Origin of the sequence: Actinoplanes sp. NPDC026619 (assembly GCF_040638295.1) — a bacterium.
Lineage (GTDB): Bacteria > Actinomycetota > Actinomycetes > Mycobacteriales > Micromonosporaceae > Actinoplanes.
On record NZ_JBEZYA010000041.1, the window covers coordinates 18,453 to 45,242 of the forward strand.

Sequence of the window (26,790 nt, forward strand, 5' to 3'; positions counted from 1 at the left end):
TATTGCCGCGTGCGATCTTCCCGGTTAGCTCCGATCGCGGGCTGGGCTGCGGCGACGGCGACGAGCATCGTCCTGGCCAGCGTGGCCATCCTTCCGGTGCTGCGCACCACCGCGCCGCAGGACGGCGCCCTGGCGCAGTTGCCGGCCGGCAAGACCGACACCTTCCCGGCGCCATTGCCCGCGGTGACCAACTCGGCTGCCCCTTCGTCGCCCCCGCCGAGCAGCGAGCATTCGCGCACGACGGCCCCGGTCAAGACCGGTAAGCCGACCACCGCCGGCACGACGCCGACGACGAAAGCGACGTCGCTGCCCCCGACGAAGACCGAGGACGGCTGGACGGTCACCACGGCCGGCGACGGCCGGCGCACCTACGTGCGGTCATTCCAGGTGGAGGGCGGCCAGGCGGTCATCAAGATGACCTCCGACGGCGTGGTCACGCTGGTCACGGCAACACCAGCCCAGGGGTACGCGGTGCAGAAGGTCCAGGACTCGCCGGACAACATGGCCGTCTACTTCAACGAGACGAACCACAGCTTCATCATTCACGCCGTCTGGTGGGACGATAAGCCGTTTGCCGAGGTCAGCGAGGTCGGCCAGTAGTTTCCGACCCCGACCGGGAAGCCCGGCCGGGGTCGTTCGAGGGACCTAGGAAGTCGGGTCGGCTGACGACGGGACCGGGTCAGCTGACGAAGGCACCGAGTCGCTCGGAGTGGGGAAGGCCGAATCCGAGGGAAGCGGCGGGCCACTGGGGAACGGACCGCTCGGCCGGGGACCGCTCGGCCACGGGCCACTCGGCCGCGGACCGCCACCACCGCCGGGACCGCCACCGCCGCCGGTGTTGCCCGCCGCCGTGCCGGAGGTGAGCTCGATGACCGCAGTCGCGCCGGTCAGGTCGCCGCCCGCGGACAACCCTTCGCCGAGGGGCGTGCCGGCGGTGCCACCGGTGTAGAGCAGGTAGTGGGTGCCGGTCACCACGTCCGGCGAGGAGAAGAGCACCGCCTGGAAGGCCTTCGTGGTCTGGTAGGCCAGCAGCGGAGTGCCGTCGGCGGTGGCCAGCTGCACCAGGGTGCTGACCGGTTGAGCGGCGGCGAAGCCGTAGAGCACCCATCCCTGTCCGGTGGTGGGCAGTCGGCTGGTCACGGCACTCACGCCGACCGAGACGACGGTGCCGCCGGTGAACTGGAGGGCGCCGTTGGAGTCGAGGCCGCCCTCACCGCCACCACGGGTCGACGACCCCTTCACCACGACCACGCCACCGGCGATGGTCAGGGCGCCGTTCGAGTCGAGGCCGTCGGTGCCACCGTCGACGACCACCGTGCCGCCGGTGATCTCGATGAGGGCGTTCGGCGCCGGGTCCATCTCCGGGACGCCCTCCTCGGTCGCGTTGAACGCGTCGTCGGTCTGCGAGGTGGCCTGCACCGTACCGCCGCTGACCAGGATCTTCAGGCCTTCGATCCCCTCGTAGGAGCGGTTCACGGAGACCTCGCCGGCGCTGATCGAAACCACCCCCTCGGCGTGTACGCCGTCGTCGCCGCTGGCCACGGTGAGCTTCCCGCCGTCGACGGTGACCGTGTCGTCGGAGTTCACCCCGTCGTCAGCGGTGTCGACGGTGATCGTGCCGTCGCTGATCACCACCGACTTGCCGGCCTTGAGGCCCTTGGTGGAGACGTCAGTCTTGGCGGTTGCGCTGCCGCCGCCGGCGCTGACCGCGATGGCGCCGCCGCCGACGAGCACGTCAGTCTCCGCGGAGAGGCCGTCCCCGCCGGTCGAGGTCGCGGTGACGGTGCCGCCGTTGACCGCGACGTAGCCCGCGGTGGCGTCCTCGTCGTTGGTCGACTTCAGCGCGTCGCCGCCGGCCGTCACGGCCAGCGTGCCGCCGTTGACGACCAGGTAGTCCTTGCCCCGGATGCCTTCGTCGACGGCCTGCACGGTGATCGAGCCACCGTTGATGACCAGGCCGTCCTTGCTGGCGATGCCGTCGTAGGCGTTGCCGGTGACGGTCAGCGCCCCCGGCCCGCCGATGGTCAGGTCGGCGGCGCTGTAGAGAGCGGCGCCCGGGTCCTCGTGGCCGGCGGCGTCGGCGAGGAAGTTCTGCGAGCCGGGCGCGAGCACGACCTCGGCCTCGCCGGCCGCGGCGATGAGGATCGGGGCGCTGGTCGAGCTGCTGATGCGCACCCCGTCCAGGATCAGCCGGACCGCGTCGGCGCCGGCGCTGTCGACCACGAGCTGGCCGTCGGTCAGTCCGCCGCTGATCCGGTAGGTGCCGGGCGAGCCGATCGTGACGGTCGCGCCGGCCACGGTGACGCCCGGGCCGAAAGCGCGGGCCGTGTGTCCGGCCAGCCGGATACGCCGTTCGGGCTGTGGCCGCGGATGCCGGTCGGGGCGGGCGCTGTCGTGGTCGGGGCGGTTGAGCGCCCGGGCGGCCGCGGCGGCGGTGCCGGGGGCATGGGCCGTGGCTTTGGTCGACGCGGTCGCGATGGCGCCTGGTGCGGCTGCCATCGCTACCGCCGAGGCGGTCACCAGGGTGATGGTGAACGCCGCGGCCGCCGCGGGTATGGCGGCCCGCGGGATCTTGGGTGTCATGGACGATGCCCTTCCGGCTGGTGAACGCGGAGTTACTCGTAGTTGAAATCGAAACCTATCAATGCAGGTGACGGATACCGCCGAGCCGGAAGCTCAGGGTTTCCCGGGAAACTCCTATGAATTGACTGTGTTCGATCCAGCGCTGCCGACGGTGAATTCCCTGGTCCCCCGATTACGTCCGCCAGCAGGGGGTATGTGCTTCGGACGAGGAGGGAAGTGCGCATGACGACGCAAACCGATCAACAGCCGACCGCTGACCTGGTCCGCCAGATGAGCGAGCAGGTTTCGACGCTCGTACGGGAAGAGCTGACGCTCGCCAAGATCGAAATGGTGGAGAAGGGTAAGCGTGCCGGTATCGGCGCCGGGCTGTTCGGCGCGGCCGGAACGCTGGCTCTCTACGGAGTCGGCGCGCTCTTCTTCACGGTGGGCGCCCTGCTCGCCCTGGTGATGCCCGCCTGGCTGGCCGCCCTGATCGTGACCGTGGCGCTGTTCGCCACCGCCGGCGTGGCCGCCCTGGTCGGAAAGAAGCAGGTCAGCCAGGCGTTGCCGCCGGAGCCCGAGGCCGCGATGGCCAGCGGCCGGCGTGACGTCGAGACGGTCAAGGACGCTATCCGGGAGGGACGGGCATGAGCGGCGACAACCGCACCGCGGACGAACTCCGCGAGTCGATCGAAGAGACACGGGCCGACCTGGGTGACACGGCCGCCGCGCTCGCGGCGAAGGCCGACGTCAAGGCGCGGGTGAAGCAGGCCGCGACCGACAAGAAGGCCGAGATCAAGCAGGCCGCGACGGACAAGACCCAGGAGATCCGGCGCAGCACGGCCGAGCTCGGGGCGACCGCTGCGGAGAAGGCCACCGAACTCAAGGACGCGGCCGCCGTGAAGGCCACCGAGCTCAAGGACACCGCCGCCGAGAAGACCGCCCAGGTCAAGGAGGCGGCCGCGGAGAAGACCGCGCAGGTCAAGGGGGTCCAGCAGGCCACCGCACAGACGGCCGTCCGGGTCGCGAGCCAAGCGGGCGAGGCCGGCGATCGCGCCAAGCACCAGTTCACCGACGGCTCGCCGGCCGAGGTAGTTCGCCGGCCGGTGCCGATTGCCGCGCTCGCCGCGGTGGTGCTCGGCGCGGCTGCAGTCGTGGTGGCGGTGCTTCGGCGCCGCCGCTGAGAAGCCGGGAAACCGGAGGAGAAGGCGGCACGCCCGGCTAGGGCGTGCCGTCGCTCGCTGTACCGGCCCTGGCCAGGGCCTCTTCGAGGACGCCGTGCATCATCCGGGCGTACGTCGCGGTGAGGTGGAACTGGTTTTGGTAAACCAGCACGTTCCCGATCACCGGCGTGCAGATCGTGCTGCACAGCCATGGCAGCACCGAGACGTACCCGGCGCCGGAAGCCCTCGCCGCCGCCTCGTCGGCGGCGTTCCACACCCGCGCGGTCGCCTTGGTCGTGCTGGTGGAGCACGAGGACACGTTCGAGGCGTGTGCGGCCAGGCAGTCCGGCGCGCTCTGATCCAGCACCGGGGTGTCCCCCAGCACGATCACCCGGGAGGCCGAGCCGACCAGCGTCGTCAGCGTCGCGGTCAGCCCGGCCTGCCACTGCCCCGGGGTGATCAGCACGCCGCGATCGAGCTTCTGCGAATAGCTCTCGTTGGTGACCACGACCAGGTCGGGCCGGGCCTGCTGCACCCGGGCCAGCACGAAGTCCCGGAAGCGATCGCACTCGGTGAACGGCCGTGACTCCTGCTGATTCCAGAAGGTGAGCCGCGGCGCCGGGCAGGCCGGCTTGCCGAAGAACTCGAGGCGCCAGTGCTCCTGCTCGGCGATCATCCGCATCGCGGGCAGCCACATGCCGGCGTGCGAATCGCCGTACAGGAAGACGCGTTTCGTCCCGGCCGGGTCGCCGAAGACGCACGGTTCGTCGAGTCGGTCGGCGGCCGGAGCGGCCTCGCATTTCGCCTGGTCGAAGCCGAGGTCGTCGCCGGCCGTGGCCATCGCCGGGCTCAGGTCGGACGGCACCGCGCGGATCGCCGTGGCCGCCTGGACCGCCGCCACCACGCCGGCCAGCGCGGCCGGCGGCGCGAGCCGCTCGGACGGCTGCGGCTCGGCGGGCGTGCCACCGCCGCACCCGGTAAGCAAGGCCGAGACCAGCACGAAGAGCAGGAGACTACGCATGCGGAACCGACGCCCCTAACCGGGGTTGAAATTCGGCACCGGGTGGGGTGCTCTTCTTCCATTCGGCGACCAGGACCGGCGCCGCGATGAGCAGCACGGCCATCGCCGCCGTGAGCAGATGCGAGCGCCGCAGACGCGGGCTGCGTCGGATCGGGTTCTCCACCACGGCGTACGTGATGATCGCCAAAACGACGCTGAGCAGCACCAATCCGAGTCTTGTCCGTCCCGGTAGCGGGCCGTAGGCCTGCTCGCCGATGACCAGCACCGGCCAGTGCCAGAGGTAGAGCGAGTACGAGATCCGGCCGAGCCAGCGCAGCGGCGCCAGCCCGAGCACCGCGTCGCCGCGCCCGGCCAGCACCAGCAGGGTGGCCGCGACCGGGAGCACTGCCGTGTAACCGGGGAACGGGGTGCTGTCGTCGAAGCTGAGCGCGGCGACCACGATGCCGCCGAGGCCGGCGCCGGCCATCGCGGTGGCGACCGCGGCCGGGATCCGGTCGAGGCGGTCGGCGACGAGCGCGAGCAGGCAGCCGGCGCCGAGTTCCCAGGCGCGGGTGGCCGGCGAGAAGTACGACCAGGTGCCGGTGTGGCCGACCGACCAGGTCAGCGACGCGGCGACGGCGAGGCCGAGCACCAGCGGTGTGGCGTGGCGCAGGCCGAGCCAGATCAGCAGCCCGAGCGCGGCCGGCCAGACGAGGTAGAACTGCTCCTCGACGGCGAGCGACCAGAAGTGCTGCAGCGGCGAGGGCGCGGACTGCGACTGGAGGTAGTCGATGCCCTGGGCCGCGAAGTTGAAGTTGGAGGCGAACAGCGCCGCCCACCGGGCGTCGGCGCCGATCTCGTCGCCGCGCAGGAAGCCGAGCCAGTGGTAACCGGCCAGCACGACGGTGACCAGCACGAAAGTGGACGCGGGCAGGATGCGGCGGGCGCGGCGGCCGTAGAAGCGCAGCAGCGACAGGGTGCCGGTGTCGGCGAGCTCGCGCATCATCAGCGCGGTGATCAGGAAGCCGGAGATGACGAAGAAGACGTCGATCCCGATGAAGCCGCCGCCGATGCCGGGCACCCCGGCGTGGAAGAGCACGACCGCCGCGATCGCGACCGCGCGCAGCCCTTCGATGTCGGGCCGGAACCGGATCCACGGCCCGGCCGCGCGTGTCGCGGCCGGGCGAACCTCGGTTGTCGTCGGCGTCATCGAGAATGACGCTATTCGCGCTTAGCGGCTTAAAGCGCCCAAACAGGTACGGACCACGCGTTCAGCGGGAGTTTGGCCGAACTCGAGACGGAAGTCCGACCCTTCTGTTAAGCGCATTGACTGCGCCTGTCACCATGGCTTCAGAAACGTGAAACGGGGGGCGCGACAAGGCGATGGGCGGATTCATCGGGGCTGCGCTGAGTTTCCCCACCGTCCTTTTCACCCCCCTACTGATCGTGGTGATCGGGTTCTGGGTGGTGGTGGTCGCCGGTGGCGCCGACCCGGATGCCGGGGACAGCGGCGATCTGCTGAGTTTCGCCGGCCTCGGCGGTGTTCCGATCTCCGTTCCGGCGTCGCTCCTGGTGGTTCTCGCCTGGTTCGGCAGTCTCTCCGGCGCGCAGTTCCTGCCGGGCTGGGTGGCCCTGATCGCCGCCCTGATCCTCGCCGGGCTGCTCACCCGCATCGCGATCGTCCTCATCAGACGGTTCGGTCCGACCGGCACCGATCCGTCCCGCAACGATTTCCTCGGCCGGACGTGTGTCATTCGCACCGGCCGAGTCACCACCACGTTCGGCCAGGCCGAAGTTCGCGCCGGCGACGGTTCTTCCGCGATAGTCCAGGTCCGCCAAGCGGGCCACGACGAACTGCGGGCCGGAACGGTCGCGGTGCTTTATGACTTCGACGCTGCCGGCGAATTTTTCTGGGTAGTCCCCGCCGACATAGCCACAAAGGACAGTTAATGGCCGTTATCTCGACCGGACTGGGCATTCTCGTCGCTGTAATCGTTCTGATCGCTATCGGTGTGCTGTTCTTCCTGAGCCGGATGTTCCGCAAAGTGGAACAGGGCAAGGCGCTGATCATCTCGAAGGTGCGCCGGGTCGATGTCACGTTCACCGGCGCCGTCGTGCTGCCGGTGCTGCACAAATCCGAGATCATGGACATCTCGGTGAAGACGATCGAGATCGCCCGGACCGGCCGAGAGGGCCTCATCTGCCGGGACAACATCCGCGCCGACATCCGGATCACGTTCTTCGTGCGGGTCAACAAGACCACCGAGGACGTCATCAAGGTCGCCCAGGCGATCGGCACGGCCCGCGCCAGCAACGAGATCACGCTGCAGGAACTGTTCAGCGCGAAGTTCTCCGAAGCGCTCAAGACGGTCGGCAAGCAGCTCGACTTCGTCGATCTCTACACGAAGCGGCACGACTTCCGCGACCAGATCATCGAGGTGATCGGCACCGACCTCAACGGTTACAGCCTCGAGGACGCGGCCATCGACTTCCTCGAGCAGACGCCGCTGATGTCGCTGGACTCCAAGAACATCCTCGACGCGCAAGGCATCCGGAAGATCACCGAGCTGACCGCGATCGAGGCGGTGCGCACCAACGACTACCGGCGTAACGAGGAAAAGGAAATCACCCGGCAGAACGTGGAGGCCAAGGAGGCCATCCTCGAACTGCAGCGCCGGCAGGCGGACGCGGAGATCAAGCAGCGCCGCGAGATCGAGACGATGCGGGCCCGTGAGGAGGCCGAGATCGCGCTCGCCCAGGCCGAGGAGATGCTGAAGTCCGAGGGCGCCAAGCTCAAGACGCAGCAGCAGCTCGGCGTGCAGTCGGAGAACAAGGCGCGCGAGATCGCGGTCGCCGAGAAGAACCGCGAGCGGGTCATCGCGATCGAGACCGAGCGCATCGAGAAGGACCGGATGCTCGAGGTCATCTCCCGCCAGCGGGAGACCGAGCTGAGCACGATCAGCAAGGACAAGGAAATCGAGGGCGAGCGGCGCTCGATCGCCGAGCTGATCCGGGAGCGGATCGCGGTCGAGAAGACGGTCGCCGAGCAGGAGGAGAACATCAAGCGCCTGCGGGTGGTCGAGGAGGCCGAACGTACGCGTCAAGCCGTGATCATCGCGGCCGAGGCCGAGGCGCAGGAGCACCTGGTCAAGGACATCAAGGCGGCCGAGGCGGCCGAGACCGCAGCCAAGTTCAAGGCCCGCGAGGAGCTGTTGCTGGCCGAGGCCCGGCAGCAGACCGCCGAGCTGGACGCCCGCGCCAAGATCCGGTTGGCCGAAGGCACGCAGGCCGAGGCGGCCGCGGCCGGGCTGGCCGACGTGCAGGTGCGTGAGCGCAACGCCGAGGTGGTCGAGAAGACCGGCAAGGCGGAAAACGTGGTCGAGCGCGAGCGGGTGCTCATCGTGGCCGAGTCGATCAAGGCAAAGCTGCTGGCCGAGGCCGAGGGTCTGCAGGACAAGGCGGGCGCGATGGCCGCCATGGACGCCGCCACCCGCGGCCACGAGGAATACCGCCTGCGGCTGGAGATGGAGAAAGAGGTCCGGCTGGCCGGCATCGAGGTGCACAAGCAGGTCGCCGAGGCGCAGGCCCAGGTCCTGTCGGTCGGCCTCGCCAAGGCCGACATCGACATCGTCGGTGGTGATTCGATCTTCTTCGACAAGCTGATCGGCTCGATCACGCTCGGCAAGAGCGTGGACGGCTTCGTGGAGAACTCGACCGTGGCGCAGGCGCTCGGCTCACGTTACTTCGACGGCGAGGGCGACTTCATGGGCGACCTGACCCGGGCGATCGGCGGCCTTTCCACCGGCGATCTCGCCAACGTCAGCCTGGCCGCGTTCCTCACTTCTCAGATCAAGGCCGGCAACGGCGACACCAGCAAGCTTCGTGAGCTGCTCGCTACGGCGGAGAAGATGGGCATCGCCGACGCGAAGGTTCCGGCTGCCCGGTGACGCTCGACGCGGGAACTTATGAGGTCCTGCGCGCCCGGCTGGGCGCGCAGGCCAAGGAATTGGCCAGTCGCGCCGAGACGCTGAACGACAAGCGGATCGAGACGTTCGGTGGCCGGGCGATGACGCTGCTCGGCACCGAGCGGGTGCGCACCGAGAACAACTGCGTGCCACGGGACATCGCCCAGGTCGGCGGGTCGATGCTGTTCGGCTACAACGTCTTCATCGGGCTCAAGGCGGAGACCTCGGCGGCCGACGTCTTCGCGGTGCACGAGTTCGCCGACGGCAAGCTGATCCCGGCCGATCTTTCAAAGATCAACGATGAGCGTTTCCGGAAAGACTTCGCCGAGCTGTATCGGTATTACCGCGACACCCGGCTTCTGCAACTGAGAAGGCTCGAAGGTCTGCTGCTGGCGGTTTTCCAGACCGGCGGGCGCGCCGACGACCTCAAGGTGCTGCGCTGGCGGGTGGGGACCGACGGCGCGATGTCCTACCTCGACAACCGGGGCGAACGCGACCACGTCTTCCCGGCCGCGTGGGACTTCGAGTGGACCACGACCACCCGTGACAACCACGTGCTCGGGCGGCACCCGCACGTCTCGATCGAGGACGCGGTCTTCATCGAGACGGTCGGTGGCAACCTCACGGTCAAGGTGGAGAACAACACCGAGGACGGCGAGGGCATCTTCCGCGAGCCGGTGGACGAGCCGCTCCAGAGCCTGGCCGACGCTTCCATCGCGTACGCACGCATCGGGCCGTTGATCTTGATCAAGGTCTTGCCCTACAAGGAAGTCACGCACCGTTACCTGGTCTTCAACACACGGACGCGGGACGTGCGGCGGCTCGACGGGATCGGGCAGGCCTGCCAGCGGCTGCCCGAGGACCAGGGGATCATCTTCCCGGGCGGGTATTACCTGGCCACCGGCGTGGCGCGGACGTTCGACGCGGAGACTGACGACCTCGAATTCGAGCGGGTGGTGCGGTCGGTCAACGGCGAGGACGTGCTCTACGTCTTCCACGCGCGGGCGGCCGGCCGTTACCTTCTGTTGCCCTACAACGTGATCCGCAAGGAGGTGGCCACGCCGATCACCTGTCACGGCTGGTCGCTCTTCGACGACGGCACGCTCATCGCCTTCCGGCACGACTCGGACGAACCCACCCGGGTCCACCCGATGCAGATCTGGCAGACGCCGTTCGTCTCCGACACGTTCGCGGCCGCGCAGCCGCTGGGCACCGGGCCGCTCGACCGGATCGGCAACGCCGACCTGGTGCGGGGCATTGCCGACGCGCTGTCGGTGGCCCGCATGGTCGACGAGATGTCGCCGTCCGGGCCGGTCTTCGAGGCGATCATCGCGGCCTGCGGGCGGTTGTTCGACAACTACTTCTGGCTGGGCGAGGCCGAGCTCGACAACCTGGCCGCGCCGCTGTCCGAGATGCGGGCCACGGCTGAGCAGGTGCTCGACGAGTTCGAGTCGGTGCAGCAGCTCACCGCGCAGGCCACGGCGGCGGTCGATCTCGCGGAAACCGAGGCGACCGCCCTGATCCGGCGCGCCCGGGGTGAGGTTCCGGCCGGCACCGACGGCTGGATCGGGCTGCTCGCGGCGCTGCGCCAGCAGCAGGGACACGCGGTCACGCTGCGCGAGATGCGCTACGCCGATCTCGCCCGGCTCGACGCGCTGCAACGCTCCATCGCGGAAGAGGTGGCGGAAACCGCACGCCGGGCCGTCGAATATCTCCGCCAGGAGGAGGCATTCGCCGGCTACCAGCAGTCGGTCGAGTCGCTGGTCACCGCGGCATCATCGATCGCCACGGTGGCCGAAGCGAAACCGGTCGCGGACCGGCTCGGGGAGCAGGCCGACGGCCTCCAAGTGGTCATTGACGTGGTCGGCGGGCTGGACATCGCCGACGCCACCGTGCGAGTGGCCATCCTGGAGCGCATCGGCGAGGTGCTCGGCGGGGTCAACCGGGCCCGGGCCACCCTCGACGGGCGCCGCCGTGAGCTGGCCGCGGTCGAAGGGCGGGCCGCTTTCGCGGCCGAGTTCGCGCTGCTCGGGCAGGCTGTCACGGCCGGGCTGGCGGCCGCGGACACGCCCGATCGCTGCGACGAGCAGTCGGCGAAGCTGATGTTGCAGGTGGAGGCGCTCGAATCGCGGTTCGGCGACTTCGACGACTTCGTCGATCAGCTCGCGGCCAAGCGGTCGGAGCTCTACGAAGCGTTCGCCGGGCGGCGGCAGGGGCTGATCGACGAGCGGCAGCGGCGGGCCGACCGGCTCGTCGCCTCGGCGCAGCGCACCCTGGTCAGCGTGCAGCGGCGGGTCACCGGGCTGTCCACGCTGGACGAGGTCAACACGTACTTCGCCACCGATCCGATGGTCGGCAAGCTGCGGTCGGTGGCGGCCGAGCTGCGCGCCCTCGGCGACACGGTCCGCGCCGAAGAGCTGGGCGGGCGGATCAAGGCGGCTCGGCAGGAGGCCGGCCGGGCTCTACGCGACCGCCTCGATCTCTACGGCGCCGACGGCAACACGATTCGCCTGGGGCGGCACACCTTCGCGGTGAACACCCAGGCCACCGACCTGACGCTGGTGCCGGACGGCGCCGACCTGGCCTTCACGATCACCGGCACCGACTACCGCGCGCCAATCCGGGACGCGTCCTTCATCGCCGACACCCGCCCGTTCTGGTCGCAGTCGCTGCCGTCCGAGAACGCGTCGGTCTACCGGGCCGAATTCCTCGCCGCCGCGATCTTCGCGGCCGATCCGGCCGGTGCGGCGACCGCGCTCGCCGACGGTTCTTTACCCGATTTCGTACGGCGAGAAGCCGAGTCCCGCATCGACGAGGGCTACGAACGGGGCGTCCACGACGCCGACGCCGCCCTGATCCTGGCCGCGGTCATTCGCCTGCACGCCGGCGCCGGGCTGCTGCGATTCGAGCCGTCGGTGCGGGTGGCAGCCCAGTTGTTCTGGGCGTTCACCGCGACGGCCGAGCAGCGAGCGGCCTGGACGCTGCGGGCGGTGTCGCTGGCCCGGGCCCGGGAGGTGTTCGGCTTCGCGGGGCCGCTCGCCGAACTGGCCGCCGAGATCTCCGCCGCAGCCGCTTCGGCACCGGCCGTCGGCGCATATCTCGTCGAAGAGCTCGCCGGCGGGACGGCCGGGTTCGTCACCGCGGCCGGGGCGCGGGCCTTCCTCGACAAGTTCCATCGGGCCGGCCGCGGCTATCTCGACGACCTAGCCGGCCTGTCGACGATGGCCGAGCGACGGCAGCTCATCACCGGCTGGCTGACCGCCTTCCGGTCGGCCCGGCCGGATGCCGGCAGCGCCGACGACCTCGCCGAAGCGGTCGCCATCGAACTCACCGGATCGGAACTGACCCGCTACGACTCGGCGGCCGCGCTGGACGCCACCGTCGAGGGTCTGCTCGGCGTGCACCCGCGCGTCGACGGTGGCCGGCTGGCGCTCCGGCTCGACCGCTTCCTGGCCGCGACCAGGTCGTTCCGCGAAGACGCGGTGCCGGTCTTCCGGTCCTACCAGAAGAGGCGGACCGCTCTGGCCGCAGCCGAACGCGCTCGCCTGCGGCTCGACGAATATCAGCCGGCGGTGATGACCTCCTTCGTCCGGAACCGGCTGCTCGACGAGGTCTATCTGCCGTTGATCGGCGACAACCTGGCCCGCCAGCTCGGCGCGGCCGGCGACGCGAAACGCACCGACCAGTCCGGCCTCCTGCTGCTCATCTCGCCGCCCGGCTACGGCAAGACGACCCTGATGGAGTACGTCGCGAACCGGCTCGGCCTGGTCTTCGTCAAGGTCAACGGCCCGGCGCTGGGCCACGACGTGACCTCGATCGACCCGTTGTCGGCACCCAATGCCACCGCGCGGCAGGAGATCGAGAAGATCTCGTTCGCGCTGGAGATGGGCAACAACGTGCTGCTCTATCTCGACGACATCCAGCACACCTCCCCGGAGCTGCTGCAGAAGTTCATCTCGCTCTGCGACGCGCAACGGCAGATGGAGGGCGTCTGGGACGGCGCCGCCAAGCGCTACGACCTGCGCGGGAAGCGGTTCGCGGTGTGCATGGCCGGCAACCCCTACACCGAGAGCGGGCAGCGCTTCCGGATCCCCGACATGCTCGCCAACCGGGCCGACGTGTGGAACCTCGGCGATGTGCTGAGCGGCCGTGCCGACGCCTTTGAGATGTCCTATCTGGAGAACGCGCTCACCTCCAACCCGGTGCTCGCCCCGCTCGCCAACCGTTCGCGGGACGACCTGCCGCTGCTGGTGCGGCTCGCGGCCGGAGACGAGACGGTGCGGCCGGACCGGCTTTCCTACGCCTACTCCGCCGCCGAGCTTTCACAGGTCCTGTCGGTGCTGGCGAAGCTGCGGCGGGTGCAGCAGGTGGTGCTGCGCAACAACCAGGAATACATCGCTTCCGCCGGCAAGTCGGACGATTCGCGCAATGAGCCGCCGTTCCGCCTGCAGGGCTCCTACCGCAACATGAACAAGCTGGCCGAACGCATCGTGCCGGCGATGAACGACGACGAGGTCGAGGCGGTTCTCGACGACCACTACGCGGGCGAGGCCCAGACGCTGACCACCGGCGCCGAGGCGAACCTGCTCAAGCTGGCCGAGCTGCGCGGCCGGCTGACCCCGGCGCAGGCGTCCCGGTGGGCCGAGGTCAAGGAGGCCTACCTGCGGACGAAGGCGCTGGGCGGCGCGGGCGACGACCCGCTCAGTCGCGCGGTGGGCGCGGTCGGCCTGCTCGCCGACCGGGTGAGCGACGTGTCCTCGGCGATCGAGCAGCTAGGCTCCCGGAATGAAGATCATTCGCCTGGCTGACGTTGCCGTGGAACACTCACCGGCCGGGGCCGACGAGGTGGTGTCGGGGGCGCCGACACTCGGCACCACACCGATCACCACGCTCGGTGACACCGAGGTCGAGGTGGGCGTGTGGGAGATGAGCGTCGGGGCGGTGCGGGACGTCGAGGTCGACGAGGTGTTCCTGGTGCTGGCGGGGGCCGCGACGATCACCGTTGACGGTGGTGCGCCGGTGGCGATCGCGGTCGGCGACCTCGTGCGGCTCGACGCCGGGACGAAGACGGTGTGGGAGGTTTCCGCGCCGCTGCGGAAGCTCTACGTGGCCTGAACGCAGCCGTTGTCCGGGCTCTTCGTGTGCTCGATGATCGCGTCCAGGCGGTCCCGGGTGTCGATCAGCTCGGCGATCTGGCGGTCGATGCGGTCGCGCTCGGCGGCCAGGCGGGCCTGCGACTCCGGGGTGCTGACCTTGGCATCGACGCACGGGAGCAGCTCGGCGATCGTGCGGCTGGACAGGCCGGCCGCGTACAGATTCTGGATCAGCTGCACCCGGTCGGCGGCCGCCTCGGCGAAATGCCGCTGACCGCTCGCGCTCCGCTCCGACCGGAGCAGGCCCTGCTCCTCGTAGTAGCGCAGCGCCCGGACGCTCACGTCCACCTTCGTGGCCAGCTCGCCGATCCGCATGGGTGACTCCCGTCGCAGTTCTTGCCTCTGACGTCAACGTCAGGTTCTAGCGTAGCCGTTATGCAGATTTCCGGAGCAATTGCCCTGGTCACCGGGGCCAACCGCGGCCTCGGCCGCGAATTCGCCGTTCAGCTTCTCGAGCGCGGCGCCACCAAGGTCTACGCGGCCGCCCGCCGCCCCGAGCTGATCGACATCCCCGGCGTGGAGCCGCTGCAGCTCGACATCACCGACCCAGCCTCGATCGCGGCCGCCGCGTCGACCGCGAGCGACATCACCCTGCTGATCAACAACGCCGGCATCTCCACCGGGGCGAACCTGGTGTCCGGCGACCTCGACGTGATCCGCCGCGAGATGGACACCAACTTCTGGGGCACGCTGCACATGATCCGGGCGTTCGCGCCGCGACTGGGCGGCGGCGCGATCCTCAACGTGCTCTCCGCGCTCTCCTGGTTCGCCTATGACGGCGCCGGGGCCTACGGCGCGGCCAAGGCCGCGACCTGGAACCTGACCAATGGCGTACGCCTTGAGCTCGCGGCCCAGAAAACGCTGGTCACCGGCCTGCACCTGGGTGCCGCCGACACCGACATGATGGCCGACTACACCGGCCCGAAGATCGCGCCGGCCGCCGTGGTCAAGGCCGCCCTGGACGGCATCGAGGCGAACCGGCTCGAGGTCGTCGCCGACGAGTGGAGCGCCCACGTCAAGGCGTCGCTGGCGGCCGACCCTAGCGAGTTCTACCAGCTGTCTTGAACCGCGCGCTGGCCCGCCGGCCCACCTCGATGCTCGGCTTCTCCACGAAACGGTGCACCAGGTAGCCCAGGAGCAGAGTCGACGCTCCGACGACCACGACGCTGGTGTAGCCGTGGAGGTCGTGGAAGGCCTCCATCAGGATCGGGTGCATCAGGTAGACCGCGTAGCTGATCGCGCCCAGGAAGATCAGCGGGCGGGCCATGCCACGGTTGCGCAGCAGGTAGAACGCGAAGAACAGCGCGATGCCGACCAGGAACGAGAAGGAGTAGGTGAACGGCGGCCATTCACCGTCGCCGTCCACTCCGATGTAGGCGCCCAGCGGGACGAAGACCGCGCCGGCGGCCAGCATCACGGCCCAGATCCGGCGGCCGGCGGCGTCGCGCAGGTGGATGGCGTGGCCCAGGCTCGCCAGGAACAGCAGCATCGGCAGCGTGGTCGGGAGGTCCTTGCCGGTGATCCGCTCGCCGACGCAGAGCAGCACGTAGAAGCCGAGCCAGAACCAGCCGAAGTGGACCGACTGGTCGAGCAGCCGGCGGGACTTGGCCGCGGCCGACTGCACGTAGTAGAGAAGCTCGATGCTCAGCGTCCAGGCCGGCGGCAGCAGGCTGACCGCGCCGATCAGCCCGTGCAGCATCAGGATGTTGAGCACGACCACCGGGAGGGTGGCGCCCTCCAGCGAGCCGCGGACGATCAGCTCGACCACGGCGAACGCGGCGAACGCCAGCCAGTAGACCGGGTAGAGCCGGAAGAACCGCCGGGTGGCGAAGCCGGGCAGCGTCTGCCCGGCCAGGCTCAGCGGAATCACATAACCGCTGACCAGGAAGAACGCCACCACACCGACCCGGCCGAAGTCGAGGTGGTCGTGGGTCCACTCGGCGTAACCCGGGAAGTTCTCGGCGAACAGGTGCTGGATGACGACGATGCTGGCCGCGACGCCACGCACACCCTCGAGGAAAGTGATGCGCCTCGATCGGTTGACCACTCCGGCCGCGCCGACCTGGCCGCTCTCGCCGGTGGCCGGCAGGCGTTCTCCGACTGACATCTTTCCCCCGCGTCACTCGTGCTGTCCGCGAAGGATAGAGCATGGTCTACGGACTTATCGATCCCACACGAACGTCGCCAGCGAGCCGCCCGGGAGCGTGTAACTGAACTGGCGGTTGCCGATCCGGACCGCGACGGCCTGCGGGTTGTCGTTCTCGTTGTGCGCGACCAGGACCTTGCTGCCGTCCGGGTTCACGAACGCTACGTCCATGACCTGCCCGTTCCAGTCGGTGGTGCCGAACGACGTGCTCGCCACCCGGACCGCGCCGGGCCGGACGAAGCGGGCCAGGTGCCCGAGCGTGTAGTACTCGGCGTTACGCGTCACGGTACCGTCGCTGCGCACCGTCACCACGCCGGTGCAGGTGCCGCAGCCGCCGGTGTGCGGGCCGTTCGTCTCGTCGAGCGCCAGGTTCCAGTTGACCACCGTCTTCGCCCAGTTCCGGGTGTTGCCGACGATCAGGTTGCGGGCGTGCCACTTGAGCGTGTCGGAGAAGGTCAGCGTCGGATCGCCGGACTGACTGCCGGAGCACTCGGTGAAGTAGATGTCCTTGGCCGGGAACTCGTCGTGCAGGGTGGTCATCGCGGCCGGGTCGCCGGAATAGCAGTGGTAGGCAGTGCCGGACACCCAGCGGGCGGCCGCGGTCGACAGCAGCGCCTGCGGGTAGTGGTTGATGTCGGCGGTCTCGTCCGGCGGGGTGTTGGCGGCGTCGTTCGGGTGCTCGGTCCAGTTGTGGTCGTACCCAAGAATCTTGGTCTTTTCATGACGAAGCATGGGGCCGAGTTGCTCGATCACCTTGGCCGCCTGCCAGGACGGCAGGTCCATGCCGGGGTAGCCGGAAGGCGCGCGGTTCTGCGGCTCGTTCTGCAGCGTGAGGTAATCGACGCGGACGCCCTCGGATCGGTAGGCGTCGACGAATTTGGCCAGGTAGGCGGCGTAAGCCCGGTAGATGGCGGGGCTGTCGATCAGCCGGCCGCCGACCAGCGAGCCGTTGGTCTTCATCCAGGCGGGCGGTGACCACGGCGTACCCATGACCTGCAGTGATGGGTTCAGGTGTTTGGCCTGACGCAGCAGTGGGAGGATCTGGGACCGATCGTGGGCGATGCTGAAGTGCCGCAGCGCGTAATCGGTCTGGCCGGCCGGCACGTCGTCGTAGGTGTAGGCCGGCTCGTCGGTGAAGTCGGAGGCGCCGATCGGCTGCCGCAGGAAGTTGAGCTTGTCCCTGGCGAACAGGTCGACCATCGTCTCGTTCCGCGCCTCCGCGGGCAGGCGGTAGAGCACGGCCGCCGACGAGTCGGTGATGGAGGCTCCGAAACCGGACATAGTCTGAAATTTCTGCCGAGGGTTGATCTCAATCAGGGGCAGTGCCGTGTCGGCGGCCTTCCCAAATCGGACAGTCCCGAGGTCAGCCATCTTGTAGACGCCGTCCGGCGAGGTGATCCAGACGTGTGCACTCCTCTCGTGCACCACGGCCGGGGTGGCCGCAAGGACCAGGGCGGTTAGGGCGGCGGTTCCGAAGCTGACCATGGCTCTCCCCGCGGTTAACACGCAAGAAACCTTTGGATATTGCTACCAGTCGATGCCGGTGAGCGCCAGGGTCCATCCTTCGGAAGTTAATTTAACTATTAGTTCTCTTAACCTTGCGGCCGGAGACATCGATGCCCAAGGATGTGGACCAGCGGCGCCGCGTCCCCAACCGCTACTCATCCCCGAGGTTCCCACCGTGGCTCGAAAGCTGCTCAGACGCGCCCTCGTGGCGACGATTGCCCTGCTCACGACCGCTGCCACCGGGCTTGCCATCAGCTCGGCCGACGCCGCCGTGGCGCCCGCCTTCAAGGTGCTCGCGTTCTACAACGGAACGTGGGACGCCGCACACATCGACTTCGACAAGGAAGCAAAGGAGTGGTTCCCGCAGGCCGGCGCGCAGTACGGCTTCAGCTGGGAGGCCACCACCGACTGGAGCCGGCTCAGCGCCAGCGGTCTCGCCGGCGTCCAGGTCGTGATGTTCCTCGACGACGGCCCGCCGGCCGAGCGGCGCGCCGCGTTCCAGACCTACATGCAGAACGGCGGCGGCTTCCTCGGCTTCCACGTGAGCGCGTTCACCACCAGCGCGACCGACTGGAGCTGGTACTACAACACGTTCCTCGGCTCCGGAAACTTCGTCTCCAACACGTGGGGGCCGACCGCCGAGACGCTGAAGATCGAGGACCGCAACCACCCGTCCACCGCGGGCCTGCCGACCACCATCCAGTCGTCGGTCAGCGAGTGGTACTCGTGGAGCAACGACCTGCGGAACAACGCGAACATCGACATCCTGGCCTCGCTGGACGCGTCGACCTTCCCGGTCGGCGACGACCCCAACCAGCAGTGGCAGAGCGGGTTCTACCCGATCATGTGGACCAACAAGAACTACAAGATGCTGTACGCCAATTTCGGCCACAACGGCATGAACTACTCCACCAACACGCGGACGTCGTCGACGTTCGCGAGCGCGCAGCAGAACCAGTGGCTGATCAACGGCCTGCTGTGGCTGGGCGGTGGCGTCATCCCGCCCACGACCGCGCCGACCACTACGCCGCCCGCCACCGGCTACCAGTCGATCATCAACAAGAACAGCGGTAAGTGCGTGGACGCTCGCTCGGCCGGCACCGTCAGCGGCACCGCGATCCAGCAGTACACCTGCAACGGGTCGACCGCGCAGAAATACCAGCTCGTGACCACGACCGGTAGCTACGTGCGGGTCAACAACCAGGCCAACAACGCCCAGGCCCTCGACGTCACCGACGTCTCCACCGCCGACAATGCCAAGATCCAGACTTGGACCTACGGCGGTGGCCTGAACCAGCAGTGGCAGTCCGTCCCCGAGACCGACGGCTACTTCCACCTGGTCAACCGCAACAGCGGCAAGTGCCTGGACGTGCCGGCCGCGAGCACGGCCGACAGCGTCCAGTTGGTGCAGTACACCTGCAACGGCACCGCCGCCCAGAGCTTCAAGCTCCAGTGAGGCGGGTCGGCGGCCCGGTCAGTGACAGTGCCGGGCCGCCGACTTCGGCACGTCGAGCGCGGGGTTGCGATCGAAGAAGCCGTACGGCTTGAGGGTGAACCCGGCGTAGTCGACCGGCATGATCGGCCAGTCCTCCGGCCGCGGGAAATGCGTCAGCCCGAACGTGTGCCAGATGACGATGTCCGCGCCGTCGATCGGCCGGTCGGCCGCCGTCCAGGCCGGCAGCCCGGCCCCCGCGGGGCTCTGATTGACCAGGTCACCGGCCGGGTAGCGCTCGTCCGGCGAATACTGGGTGACCCACAGGTGCTTGGTCGCGAAGGTCGCCCGGGAGTGGATCGACGACGACTCGTCGGCCAGCAGCGTCGGCAGCCCGGCCGGGTGCAGGGCATAACCGACCGGCCGGCCGAGCCGGTTGGTGACCTCCGGGTTGACGATGTGCCAGACCCGGCCGGCCGCCGGATCGGCAAGCCGCTGCGCCTCCAGTTCGGTTTTGAGCCGCGTCGTCCGGCGGCCGAACGCATTGCCGTAAGGATTGTCCGGCCCGACCGGCACCCGCACCGCGTCGACCTCGTCCACGGAATTCACGGCGCCGTCCACCGTCATGTCCAGGCGGGCCGAGAACAGGTGCTGGTGGAACGGCGCCCCGAGACCGGGCGCGATCTCGGTGGCGTACGGGTAATCCGCCCCCGGATAGGCCGAGGTGAACACCACGCCGGTCGCCTTGCACTCGAGCTGGATGGTGCCGTCGAGGTAGAGGTACCAGTAGAAGCCGTAGTCGTAGTTGCCGATAGTGACGAAGAACGAGATCACCAGACGTCGCTGCCGCCGGGTCTCGGCCATCTCGTTGAAGAGGTCGGTGTGCTTCCACAGCACCCCGTAGTCCTCCTCGTGCATGCAGATCGCGTTGCCGATGTTCCGCGGCGCGCCCTGCTCGTCGGCAAGCGTGGCGTCGAAGTAGTGGATCTCGCCGAGGCAGTCGCAGCCGAGCTCGAGCGAGTTGGTGTAGCGGGCGAACAGGTACTCGCCGGTGTCGAAGTAGTTCTGCCAGAACCGGGCGGGCGACGGGTCGGCGTACGGCACCACCATCTCGGCGATCGAGGCGCGGTAGACGATCGGCCGGCCGTCGAACGAGATCTGGTTGAGGATCAGCCCCTCGCGCATGTCGAAACCGATCCGGAATTGCCACTTCTCCCAGGTCACCACGTCGTCGTCGACCGCGAAGCTGGGCCCGTCCGGCTGGGTGATCTCGATCGCCTTGAGGGTGTTGCGGGCCGGCACCTCCCACTCCGCCTTCTCCTGCGGAATCGGGTGGACCTGGTGGTCGTAGACCGCGTGCGCGGTGCGCTCGGTCAAATTCACATACGCAACCAGACCATCGATCGGGTACGCCCACACCAGTGCCGCCGGATCGGGCTGGTGGAAGGCGAGCACGCGGATCATCCGCTTGCCGGCCTCGTCCTCGTAGTCGAAGTTGCCGGCCGACAGCGGACAGGCGCGCACCTCCTCGACCGGCAGGCCGCGCTTGGCCAGGGCGGCCAGCCACTCCGGCGACTCGGCCAGGATCTCCTCGATCACCATGAACTCTTCGTCGAGGATCGGCATCTGACCACCGAGCGTGGCGTCCGCCTCGGTGATCGCCGCGATCGCACCGGCGGTGAGGTCAACCAGGCAATCCCGGCCGAGGCCGGTGGCCCGGTCGAGCAGCAGCACCCGCACCTGGCGCGGCGCCACCGTGCCTGCCAGAACCAGCTTCTTGTCCGGCTCGGCGAGCCCGACGTAGGCGAACCGGGTGCTCTCGGCCAGCACGCCGGCCTCGGCGAGCACCTCGCGGGTCCGGTCGATCTCCGCGGCGGTGAGCCGGGCGAGGGGGTGGGAACTCATCACGCGCTACCTCCAGTGTGGGCAGTGAGCTGCGTCAACCTATCGCTCCGACGGCCGCGCCCGGAAGATCGGTTTGTTACTGGACTGGACTGGTGGGTCGTTCGCCGACATGGTCCTGAACACGGTCGTCGTCAAGGAGCCATAAGTCAGCCCTTGATCGAGCCGGCCGTGATGCCGGCGACGAAGTGGCGCTGCAGGAACGCGTACGCCAGCACCATCGGCACCGAGGCGACCACCACGCCGGTGAACAGCAGTGGGTAGTCGGTCAGGTATTCGCCCTGGAAGTCGAGCAGGGCCAGCGGCAGGGTCCGCTTGGCCGGATCGTCGATGAACAGCAGCGGGTAGAGCAGGTCGTTCCAGTGCATGACGACCAGGAAGATCGACGTGGCCGCCAGCGACGGGTAGGACAGCGGGATCGCGATCCGCTGGCAGGACTTCCACTCGCCGGCCCCGTCCAGGTCGGCGGCCTCGTAGAGCTCCGGCGGCAGGGTGCGCATGAAGCCGGTCAGGATGAACACCGCCACCGGCAGCGTGACCGGCACCGAGACCGCGACCACCGCGATGCTGTTGACCAGCACCCGCAGCAGGTTCTGCTCCTTCAGCGCCACGTAGTAGTTGTGCAGGGTCGGGCTGGCCGGCAGGCCGACCAGCGCGGTTCCGGGTCTCGCGCAGCAGGGCGGCCGTGGTCAGCCAGGCATCCTCGCAGTAGGTGCCGACCGGAGGTCAACTCCGCGTCCCAAAAAGGGTGGCCCCGCCGAAGCGGGACCACCCTCGTACTGCACCTCGGGTCATATTCTGCCTCGAAGATCGAGATTCGTCACCACCCGCCGGCTGAGGGTCGGGTTCTTGACCGGGGGGCGGCGGGGGCGTTTGCTGCCGGGCATGAGTGAACTCAGCGTTGAGCGGCGGATGTGGACCCTGTTCGAGCCGGTGCACGCGGTGACCTACTTCGCGGCCGACGGTGGAGCCGCATTCGAAGCCGCTGGGCTGCGCGGATTCTGGCGGCGCTACTTCGCCGGGCGGGTGGCGCCGCTCGGGGCGGTCGGGGCCGGGCCGGTCGTCGCCGCGTTCTTCGGTTTTGCGCCGGGGATGGTGGAGCGGGCGCTGCCGGACATCTGGACCCGGATCACGCCGTCGGCCGCGCTCGACGCCCGCCGGGCCGGAGCGCATGTCGCGCTGGAAGCGGTGCTCGACGGCCTGCCGATCGACGAGGCCGCCGACCTGCTCGAGGCGGCCGCCCGCGAGATCGACCGGCCCGGGCGGATTCTCGGCTCGGCCAACGCCGACCTGGAGTGGCCCGAGGAGCCGGTCGACCGGCTCTGGCAGGCCGCGACGATCCTGCGGGAGCACCGGGGCGACGGACACGTGGCGGCGCTGCTCACCGCCGGTGTCGACGGCTGCGAGTCGCTGGTCTGGCGGTGCGGGCTCGGCGGGCTCCGGGAAGGCATGCAGCCGGCCCGCGGGTGGAGTGACGACGAATGGGACGCGGCCGCCGGCCGCCTGCGAGAGCGGGGCTGGCTCGCCGCGGACGGCTCGGCCACGATTGCCGGCGAGGAGGCGTACGCCGAGGTGGAAGCCGTCACCGACCGTCTGGCCGGCCGGCCGTGGCGGAAGCTGGGGCCGGATGTCACCGAGCGTTGCGCGACTCTGCTCGAGCCGATCGCCGCGCGCATCTGGCCCCTGCTTCCGGCGGACAACCCAATTCCGCTGGTTCAGGGGCAGACCGCGCGGTAGGCGACGCCGGGCACGTACTTGGCCCACTCCGAGGTGGTCAGCGGATCGCCGCCGGAGGTGCACAGCGACGTGACGACCTGCTGTTCGTCGGTGGGCCACTGGGTGACCCGGCCGAGGCTGCCGACGGCCAGCAGTGTCGAGCCGTCGGGGGTGTAGGCGATGGCGTACGTCTTGCCGTTGGAGTTGGCCGCGTGCAGCGCCGTCCTGGTCTGCGCCGCGCCGCCGGCGCCGAGCTTCCACGTCCAGACCGAGCCGTCGCCGCCGGAGCCGGCCAGGGTCTTGCCGTCCGGGCTGAAGGCCAGGCTGAAGACGTAGTGGGTCGGCCCGGTGAGCATGGTGCCCTTGGGCGTGGGGAGCCGCGGGTCGGTGATGTCCCAGAGGCGGATCGTGTCGTCGGCACCGCCCGCGGCGATGGTGCGCGAGTCCGGCGAGAAGGTGACCGAGAAGGCGTAGTTGTCGAATCCGGACAGTGCCGGCATCTCCTCCGCGGCCGCCGGGTTCGCCACGTTCCACCAGTGCACGGTGCGGTCGACGCTGCCCGCGGCCAGGTAGCGGCCGTCGGGGCTGAACGCGATCGACGACGCCAGGCCACCCGAGTCGAGCTTGGGGAGCGCGCGCGGCGCGGCCGGGTCAGTGACGTCCCAGACGTGCACGAAACCGTCGTCGGAGCTGGCCGCGACCAGGTTGCCGGCCGGGTTGAACTGGACCGACTCGATCAGCGCGGTGGCGCCGGTCAGCACGACGCTCTTGCCCGCCGCGACCAGCAGCACCTGGCCGGCCCGGTTGCCGGTGGCGTACTTCGTGCCGTCGGCGGAGATGGCCACCGAGCCGGCCGACGCGCCGAACGACGCCGGGTTCGCCGGGGACGCCTGCCGCTGCGGCGTGGCGCCGGTCAGCGACCAGAGCGAGACCTGGCCGGCGGGGCCGGTGGAGGCGACCGCGAGCCGCTGGCCGGAGTGGTCGATGCCGAGCGCGAACAGGGCGCCGGAGCCGGGGTCCACGCTGCGCGGGAGCACCGGGAACGTACGCACGGTGCCGTCGGCGGCGGCCACGTTCAGCTGTTTGCCGTCCGGGGCGTACGCGATCGCGGTGACCTGGGCGGCGCTGGCGACGGTGGCGAGGCGCGCGTTGGTCTTGACGTCGAAGACGGCGATCGTGTTGTTCGAGCCGCCGACCGCGAGCAGGTCACCGGCGGGCGAGTAGGCGACGGCGTTGACCCAGGAGGTGAAGCCGGTGTCGAGTTTCGCCCGCACCTTCCGCGTGGCCACGTCGATGATCGAGGCGGTGCCGTCCTTTGCCCCGGCGACCAGGCTGCGGCCGTCGGGTGACCAGCCGGTGACGTTGACCGTGGTGCCGGCGATCGGGACCGCGACCGGCGCGGTGCCGAGGTGGTCGGGGGCCCAGAACACCACCTTGCCGTCGGTGCCGCCGCCCACCAGCGTCCTGCCGTCGGGGCTGAATGCCACCGTCTGCATGACGGTCGCCCCGCCCTTGATCGGCTGTTCCTTCCATGCGCCGGCGGTCCATGACCAGGCGCGCAGCGCCGGGTTGGTGCCCGCCGCGACCAGGCGGTTCCCGTCCGGCGAGAAGGCGATCGACTCGACCGCGTCCTGGGTGCCGGGCGCATCCGCGACCGCCTCCGGCCGGGCCGGGTCGTGCACGTCGACGAGGTGCACCACGCCGCCTTCGCCGCCGATGGCGAGGACGTTGCCGTCGGGGCTGAAGGCCAGCGCGAAGACCGACTTACCCGGGCTGGCGGCCGGCACCGTGGCGACCTTGTCGCCCGGCCGGCCATTGGCGTAGCGGCGCAGGTCGACGCTGCCGTCCTTGGCGTTGCTGATCGCCACCAGGTTGGCGTCGGGATTGATCCGCAGCATGGTCGGGCCGGACGCGCCGACCAGCCGGTGCACGTAACCGTCCGAGATCGCGTCGAACAGCGCCGACCGGGCGTCCACGGTCGGCGAGATCCGGTACGCGGTGAGCGCCAACTGCTCGGCCAGCGCCGGGTCGAACTCGGCCGCCCGGGTCGACTCGATCGCCACCTGCCGGGAGAGCGCCTCGTCGCGGGCCACGTCGGCGGCCTTGCGCTGGGTGGCGGCGACGTGGCTGGCCCGGAACGCGTAACCGGCCGAGCCGGCCGACACCACGACCAGCACCATCAGTGCCGCGACCAGGCGGCGCAGCACCACGATCCGGCGGCGCTCGACCCGCTGTTCGGCATCCCGGGCGGCGGCGCTGCGGTCCAGATAGTCCAGTTCGAGGGCGTTCATCGAGGCCCGGTGGTCGGCGTCGCCGGCCCACTCGGTCACGTCGGAGAGGATGTTGCCGCGCATCAGCAGGTCGTCGGCGCTCTCCTCCTGCCAGGCCTTGGCCGCCCCGGTGAGCCGGCGGTGCAGCAGCAGGCCGGCGTGGTCGGCCGCGATCCAGTCGGCCAGCCGCGGCCACGCGGTGAGCAGCGCGTCGTGGCTGATCTCGAGGTTGTGCTCGTCGACCGTGATCAGGCGCCGGGCCACGAACCGCTCGATCACCGGCTCGACGTCGTCGCCGCTGGCCGGCAGCTCGCTGCGGGTGATCCGGCGCTTGGTGGTGACATGGTCGTCGTCGATCGTCACCAGGCGCAGGAAGAGCCGTCGGGCCAGCTCCTGCTCCTCGGCGCTCAGTTCGGCGTACGCCTGCTCGGCGCTCTGCTGAACCGCGCCGCCGAGCCCGCCCGCCGCCCGGTAGTGGTTGAGGGTGAGCCGCCCCTTCGTGCGCTGCCCCCACGCCGTGAGCAGCGCGTGCGAGAGCAGCGGCAGGGCGTTCTCCGGGCGCCGCACCGGCAGGATCTCGGCCAGCAGAACCTCGACCAGCGCCTCGTCGACGGTGACCTGCCAGGCGTCGGCCGGGTCGGTGATGGCCGAGCGCAACTCCTGCTCGGTGAGCGGCGGCACCACCATCTGCCACCCCTGCAGCGCCGGGACCAGGTGCGGGTCGGCGGCGGCGCGGGGGAAGAAGTCGGCGCGCATGCCGGCCAGGACCAGAGTCTGCGGCCCGAGCCCGGCCAGCGCCGCGACGAAATCCTCGTCGGCGCCGGCCTCGGTGTAGAGCTCCTCGAACTGGTCGACGATCAGCAGCCGCGGCTCTTCGGCGCCGGCGAGCGCCTGCTCGAGGGCGGCCACCGGATCCGTGCCCGGCACCATGATCGCCACCGACCAGGAGTCGCCGAGCGCGCCGTCCAGGACGGCCGGCTGCACGCCGGCGCGCAGCAGCGAGGACTTGCCGGAGCCGGAGGCGCCGACGACGAACAGCAGCTTGTGTGAGATGTCGCTTTCGAGAAGCGCGGACAGTCGCTCGAGAACCGCAGCGAGGAAGGCCTCCCGGCCGAAGAACAGGGCGGCGTCGGCGGCCTCGAACGGCCGCAGGCCCGGGTAGGGCGCACCGTCCGGACCGCGGCGGCTCTGCCGGCCGTCGGTCGAGGCGCGCACCCGGTTGAGGGCGTCCTGCCAGCGAGCCAGCTCGTCCGGGTCGGAGACACCGCTGGCCTCGAGCAGCTTGCGGAACTGGGCGCTCTGCGCCGGGCCGGGCAGGTGCCGGCCCTTGACGTAGTCGCCGACCGTCGCGGTCGGAAGCCCGGCCCGCGAGGCCAGCTCACGGATCGTGAGGCCGGCGCGGAGCCGGAGAGTGGTGAGGCCGGCGCCAAGTTCGTCGCGGCTCTCGATCCGATCGGGCTCGGTTTCGGTGGTGTCGGAAATCGGCCTGCCTCTTTCAGATGTCGCCGCGCCCCTTCGGACAACCGAAGCTAGAGCAGTGACACCGCGACCACGATAGGTCAATCGGCCTGCCATCAAGGGACAAAAGGCGGGCGGCCCCACACCGGCGGACGCGCCGCCACCCCGACCGCCATCGGGGAAGCGGCGCGTGCCCCCAAAATGCATGATCCAAATCTTCCGAGCCGGACCACGCCAACCGAGCGTAGGCGGCCAGAAGCCCGGTCCGGGCATTCCTCGGACAACCTCGGACAACCGGGTTTACACAGATAGTCCCAGCTCAGAGACGGCCGAGACGCAATCCCAGAGGTACGCGATACCGGCAGTCAGGGCGGCGACAACCGGCATCGCGTACCGGGGGCAAGCCGACGCGGGTGTCACCGGCTGCTACGCCCGAGTCTGCGATCACTTCCGGCCGGCGGACTCCTATCTCCCGGTGGAATCACTGGCTGTTCCGCTGATCCCGGGGGGGCAATTC

General features: G+C 69.7%; 19 protein-coding genes. 10 read left to right on the forward strand and 9 right to left on the reverse strand.

Annotated elements, in window-relative coordinates; translation table 11 throughout:
* Positions 1-9 precede the first annotated feature (9 nt).
* Positions 10-600 carry a DNA mismatch repair protein MutL gene (locus AB0E90_RS46985; protein ID WP_360419414.1) on the forward strand — a complete coding sequence of 197 codons (591 nt, stop codon included), beginning with the start codon at positions 10-12 and terminating at the stop codon, positions 598-600.
* Positions 601-645: 45 nt separating this feature from the next.
* Here the strand turns inward: AB0E90_RS46985 and AB0E90_RS46990 are convergent, their stop codons facing one another.
* Positions 646-2,583, reverse strand: a complete 1,938-nt coding sequence (locus tag AB0E90_RS46990) for a carbohydrate-binding domain-containing protein (RefSeq protein ID WP_360419416.1) — start codon at positions 2,581-2,583, stop codon at positions 646-648.
* A gap of 222 nt (positions 2,584-2,805) precedes the next feature.
* On the opposite strand from AB0E90_RS46990, the gene AB0E90_RS46995 reads away from it, so the two are divergent.
* Together AB0E90_RS46995 and AB0E90_RS47000 are read left to right on the forward strand one after the other, a co-directional pair.
* On the forward strand, positions 2,806-3,213 hold the full coding sequence (locus AB0E90_RS46995) for a phage holin family protein (protein WP_360419418.1): 408 nt from the start codon (positions 2,806-2,808) through the stop codon (positions 3,211-3,213).
* Positions 3,210-3,746 (forward strand): DUF3618 domain-containing protein, encoded by a 537-nt coding sequence (locus AB0E90_RS47000; RefSeq protein ID WP_360419421.1) that lies wholly within the window; start codon positions 3,210-3,212, stop codon positions 3,744-3,746. Before AB0E90_RS46995 ends, AB0E90_RS47000 begins: the two co-directional genes overlap by 4 nt.
* Before the next feature lie 37 nt (positions 3,747-3,783).
* On the opposite strand, the gene AB0E90_RS47005 is transcribed toward AB0E90_RS47000, so the two are convergent.
* On the reverse strand, positions 3,784-4,746 hold the full coding sequence (locus AB0E90_RS47005) for an SGNH hydrolase domain-containing protein (RefSeq protein WP_360419423.1): 963 nt from the start codon (positions 4,744-4,746) through the stop codon (positions 3,784-3,786).
* Positions 4,739-5,935: an acyltransferase gene (locus tag AB0E90_RS47010; protein WP_360419425.1), complete on the reverse strand. Its 1,197-nt coding sequence runs from the start codon at positions 5,933-5,935 to the stop codon at positions 4,739-4,741. The genes AB0E90_RS47005 and AB0E90_RS47010 overlap by 8 nt, the downstream gene beginning before the upstream one ends.
* Positions 5,936-6,108: 173 nt before the next feature.
* Here AB0E90_RS47010 and AB0E90_RS47015 point away from each other — a divergent pair, with 173 nt between their 5' ends.
* From AB0E90_RS47015 to AB0E90_RS47030, 4 genes are read left to right on the forward strand one after another with little or no spacing between them, the layout of a single operon-like run.
* On the forward strand, positions 6,109-6,675 hold the full coding sequence (locus tag AB0E90_RS47015; RefSeq protein ID WP_360419427.1) for a hypothetical protein: 567 nt from the start codon (positions 6,109-6,111) through the stop codon (positions 6,673-6,675).
* Positions 6,675-8,672: a flotillin family protein gene (locus AB0E90_RS47020; protein ID WP_360419429.1), complete on the forward strand. Its 1,998-nt coding sequence runs from the start codon at positions 6,675-6,677 to the stop codon at positions 8,670-8,672. Before AB0E90_RS47015 ends, AB0E90_RS47020 begins: the two co-directional genes overlap by 1 nt.
* Positions 8,669-13,498: a DNA repair ATPase gene (locus AB0E90_RS47025; protein WP_360419431.1), complete on the forward strand. Its 4,830-nt coding sequence runs from the start codon at positions 8,669-8,671 to the stop codon at positions 13,496-13,498. The genes AB0E90_RS47020 and AB0E90_RS47025 overlap by 4 nt, the downstream gene beginning before the upstream one ends.
* Entirely contained in the window at positions 13,476-13,805 is a 330-nt protein-coding gene (locus AB0E90_RS47030) for a cupin domain-containing protein (RefSeq protein WP_360419433.1), read from the forward strand. Before AB0E90_RS47025 ends, AB0E90_RS47030 begins: the two co-directional genes overlap by 23 nt.
* Here the strand turns inward: AB0E90_RS47030 and AB0E90_RS47035 are convergent.
* Positions 13,793-14,158: a MerR family transcriptional regulator gene (locus AB0E90_RS47035; RefSeq protein ID WP_360419435.1), complete on the reverse strand. Its 366-nt coding sequence runs from the start codon at positions 14,156-14,158 to the stop codon at positions 13,793-13,795. The two genes, AB0E90_RS47030 and AB0E90_RS47035, sit on opposite strands and share 13 nt — an antisense overlap.
* A 60-nt stretch (positions 14,159-14,218) precedes the next feature.
* On the opposite strand from AB0E90_RS47035, the gene AB0E90_RS47040 reads away from it, so the two are divergent.
* Complete coding sequence (locus AB0E90_RS47040; RefSeq protein WP_360419437.1) at positions 14,219-14,908, forward strand: SDR family oxidoreductase; 690 nt, start codon at positions 14,219-14,221, stop codon at positions 14,906-14,908.
* Here the strand turns inward: AB0E90_RS47040 and AB0E90_RS47045 are convergent.
* Both AB0E90_RS47045 and AB0E90_RS47050 read right to left on the reverse strand, forming a co-directional pair.
* A complete protein-coding gene (locus AB0E90_RS47045; protein ID WP_360419439.1) occupies positions 14,883-15,950 on the reverse strand; it encodes an acyltransferase in 1,068 nt (355 codons plus the stop codon). The two genes, AB0E90_RS47040 and AB0E90_RS47045, sit on opposite strands and share 26 nt — an antisense overlap.
* A 54-nt stretch (positions 15,951-16,004) precedes the next feature.
* The gene (locus tag AB0E90_RS47050; RefSeq protein ID WP_360419441.1) at positions 16,005-17,474 is read right to left on the reverse strand and encodes a glycoside hydrolase family 30 beta sandwich domain-containing protein; all 1,470 of its coding nucleotides are present in this window, start codon (positions 17,472-17,474) and stop codon (positions 16,005-16,007) included.
* A 196-nt stretch (positions 17,475-17,670) separates the two neighbouring features.
* Between AB0E90_RS47050 and AB0E90_RS47055 the strand changes: the two genes are divergently transcribed.
* Entirely contained in the window at positions 17,671-18,951 is a 1,281-nt protein-coding gene (locus tag AB0E90_RS47055) for a ThuA domain-containing protein (protein WP_360419444.1), read from the forward strand.
* Positions 18,952-18,969: 18 nt separating this feature from the next.
* On the opposite strand, the gene AB0E90_RS47060 is transcribed toward AB0E90_RS47055, so the two are convergent.
* Both AB0E90_RS47060 and AB0E90_RS47065 read right to left on the reverse strand, forming a co-directional pair.
* Positions 18,970-20,832 (reverse strand): primary-amine oxidase, encoded by a 1,863-nt coding sequence (locus AB0E90_RS47060; RefSeq protein WP_360419446.1) that lies wholly within the window; start codon positions 20,830-20,832, stop codon positions 18,970-18,972.
* A gap of 146 nt (positions 20,833-20,978) precedes the next feature.
* A complete protein-coding gene (locus tag AB0E90_RS47065; RefSeq protein WP_360419448.1) occupies positions 20,979-21,440 on the reverse strand; it encodes a carbohydrate ABC transporter permease in 462 nt (153 codons plus the stop codon).
* 274 nt (positions 21,441-21,714) lie between these two features.
* On the opposite strand from AB0E90_RS47065, the gene AB0E90_RS47070 reads away from it, so the two are divergent.
* Positions 21,715-22,566 (forward strand): hypothetical protein, encoded by an 852-nt coding sequence (locus AB0E90_RS47070; RefSeq protein WP_360419450.1) that lies wholly within the window; start codon positions 21,715-21,717, stop codon positions 22,564-22,566.
* On the opposite strand, the gene AB0E90_RS47075 is transcribed toward AB0E90_RS47070, so the two are convergent.
* The gene (locus AB0E90_RS47075) at positions 22,545-26,390 is read right to left on the reverse strand and encodes a helix-turn-helix domain-containing protein (protein ID WP_360419452.1); all 3,846 of its coding nucleotides are present in this window, start codon (positions 26,388-26,390) and stop codon (positions 22,545-22,547) included. The two genes, AB0E90_RS47070 and AB0E90_RS47075, sit on opposite strands and share 22 nt — an antisense overlap.
* Between the last annotated feature and the right edge of the window lie 400 nt (positions 26,391-26,790).

Coding starts and splice junctions, on each gene's coding strand:
- AB0E90_RS46990 (WP_360419416.1), bottom strand. CDS start 2,583: ATGACACCCAAGATCCCGCGGGCCGCCATACCCGCGGCGGCCGCGGCG.
- AB0E90_RS46995 (WP_360419418.1), top strand. CDS start 2,806: ATGACGACGCAAACCGATCAACAGCCGACCGCTGACCTGGTCCGCCAG.
- AB0E90_RS47000 (WP_360419421.1), top strand. CDS start 3,210: ATGAGCGGCGACAACCGCACCGCGGACGAACTCCGCGAGTCGATCGAA.
- AB0E90_RS47005 (WP_360419423.1), bottom strand. CDS start 4,746: ATGCGTAGTCTCCTGCTCTTCGTGCTGGTCTCGGCCTTGCTTACCGGG.
- AB0E90_RS47010 (WP_360419425.1), bottom strand. CDS start 5,935: ATGACGCCGACGACAACCGAGGTTCGCCCGGCCGCGACACGCGCGGCC.
- AB0E90_RS47015 (WP_360419427.1), top strand. CDS start 6,109: ATGGGCGGATTCATCGGGGCTGCGCTGAGTTTCCCCACCGTCCTTTTC.
- AB0E90_RS47020 (WP_360419429.1), top strand. CDS start 6,675: ATGGCCGTTATCTCGACCGGACTGGGCATTCTCGTCGCTGTAATCGTT.
- AB0E90_RS47030 (WP_360419433.1), top strand. CDS start 13,476: ATGAAGATCATTCGCCTGGCTGACGTTGCCGTGGAACACTCACCGGCC.
- AB0E90_RS47035 (WP_360419435.1), bottom strand. CDS start 14,158: ATGCGGATCGGCGAGCTGGCCACGAAGGTGGACGTGAGCGTCCGGGCG.
- AB0E90_RS47040 (WP_360419437.1), top strand. CDS start 14,219: ATGCAGATTTCCGGAGCAATTGCCCTGGTCACCGGGGCCAACCGCGGC.
- AB0E90_RS47045 (WP_360419439.1), bottom strand. CDS start 15,950: ATGTCAGTCGGAGAACGCCTGCCGGCCACCGGCGAGAGCGGCCAGGTC.
- AB0E90_RS47050 (WP_360419441.1), bottom strand. CDS start 17,474: ATGGTCAGCTTCGGAACCGCCGCCCTAACCGCCCTGGTCCTTGCGGCC.
- AB0E90_RS47060 (WP_360419446.1), bottom strand. CDS start 20,832: ATGAGTTCCCACCCCCTCGCCCGGCTCACCGCCGCGGAGATCGACCGG.
- AB0E90_RS47070 (WP_360419450.1), top strand. CDS start 21,715: ATGAGTGAACTCAGCGTTGAGCGGCGGATGTGGACCCTGTTCGAGCCG.
- AB0E90_RS47075 (WP_360419452.1), bottom strand. CDS start 26,390: ATGGCAGGCCGATTGACCTATCGTGGTCGCGGTGTCACTGCTCTAGCT.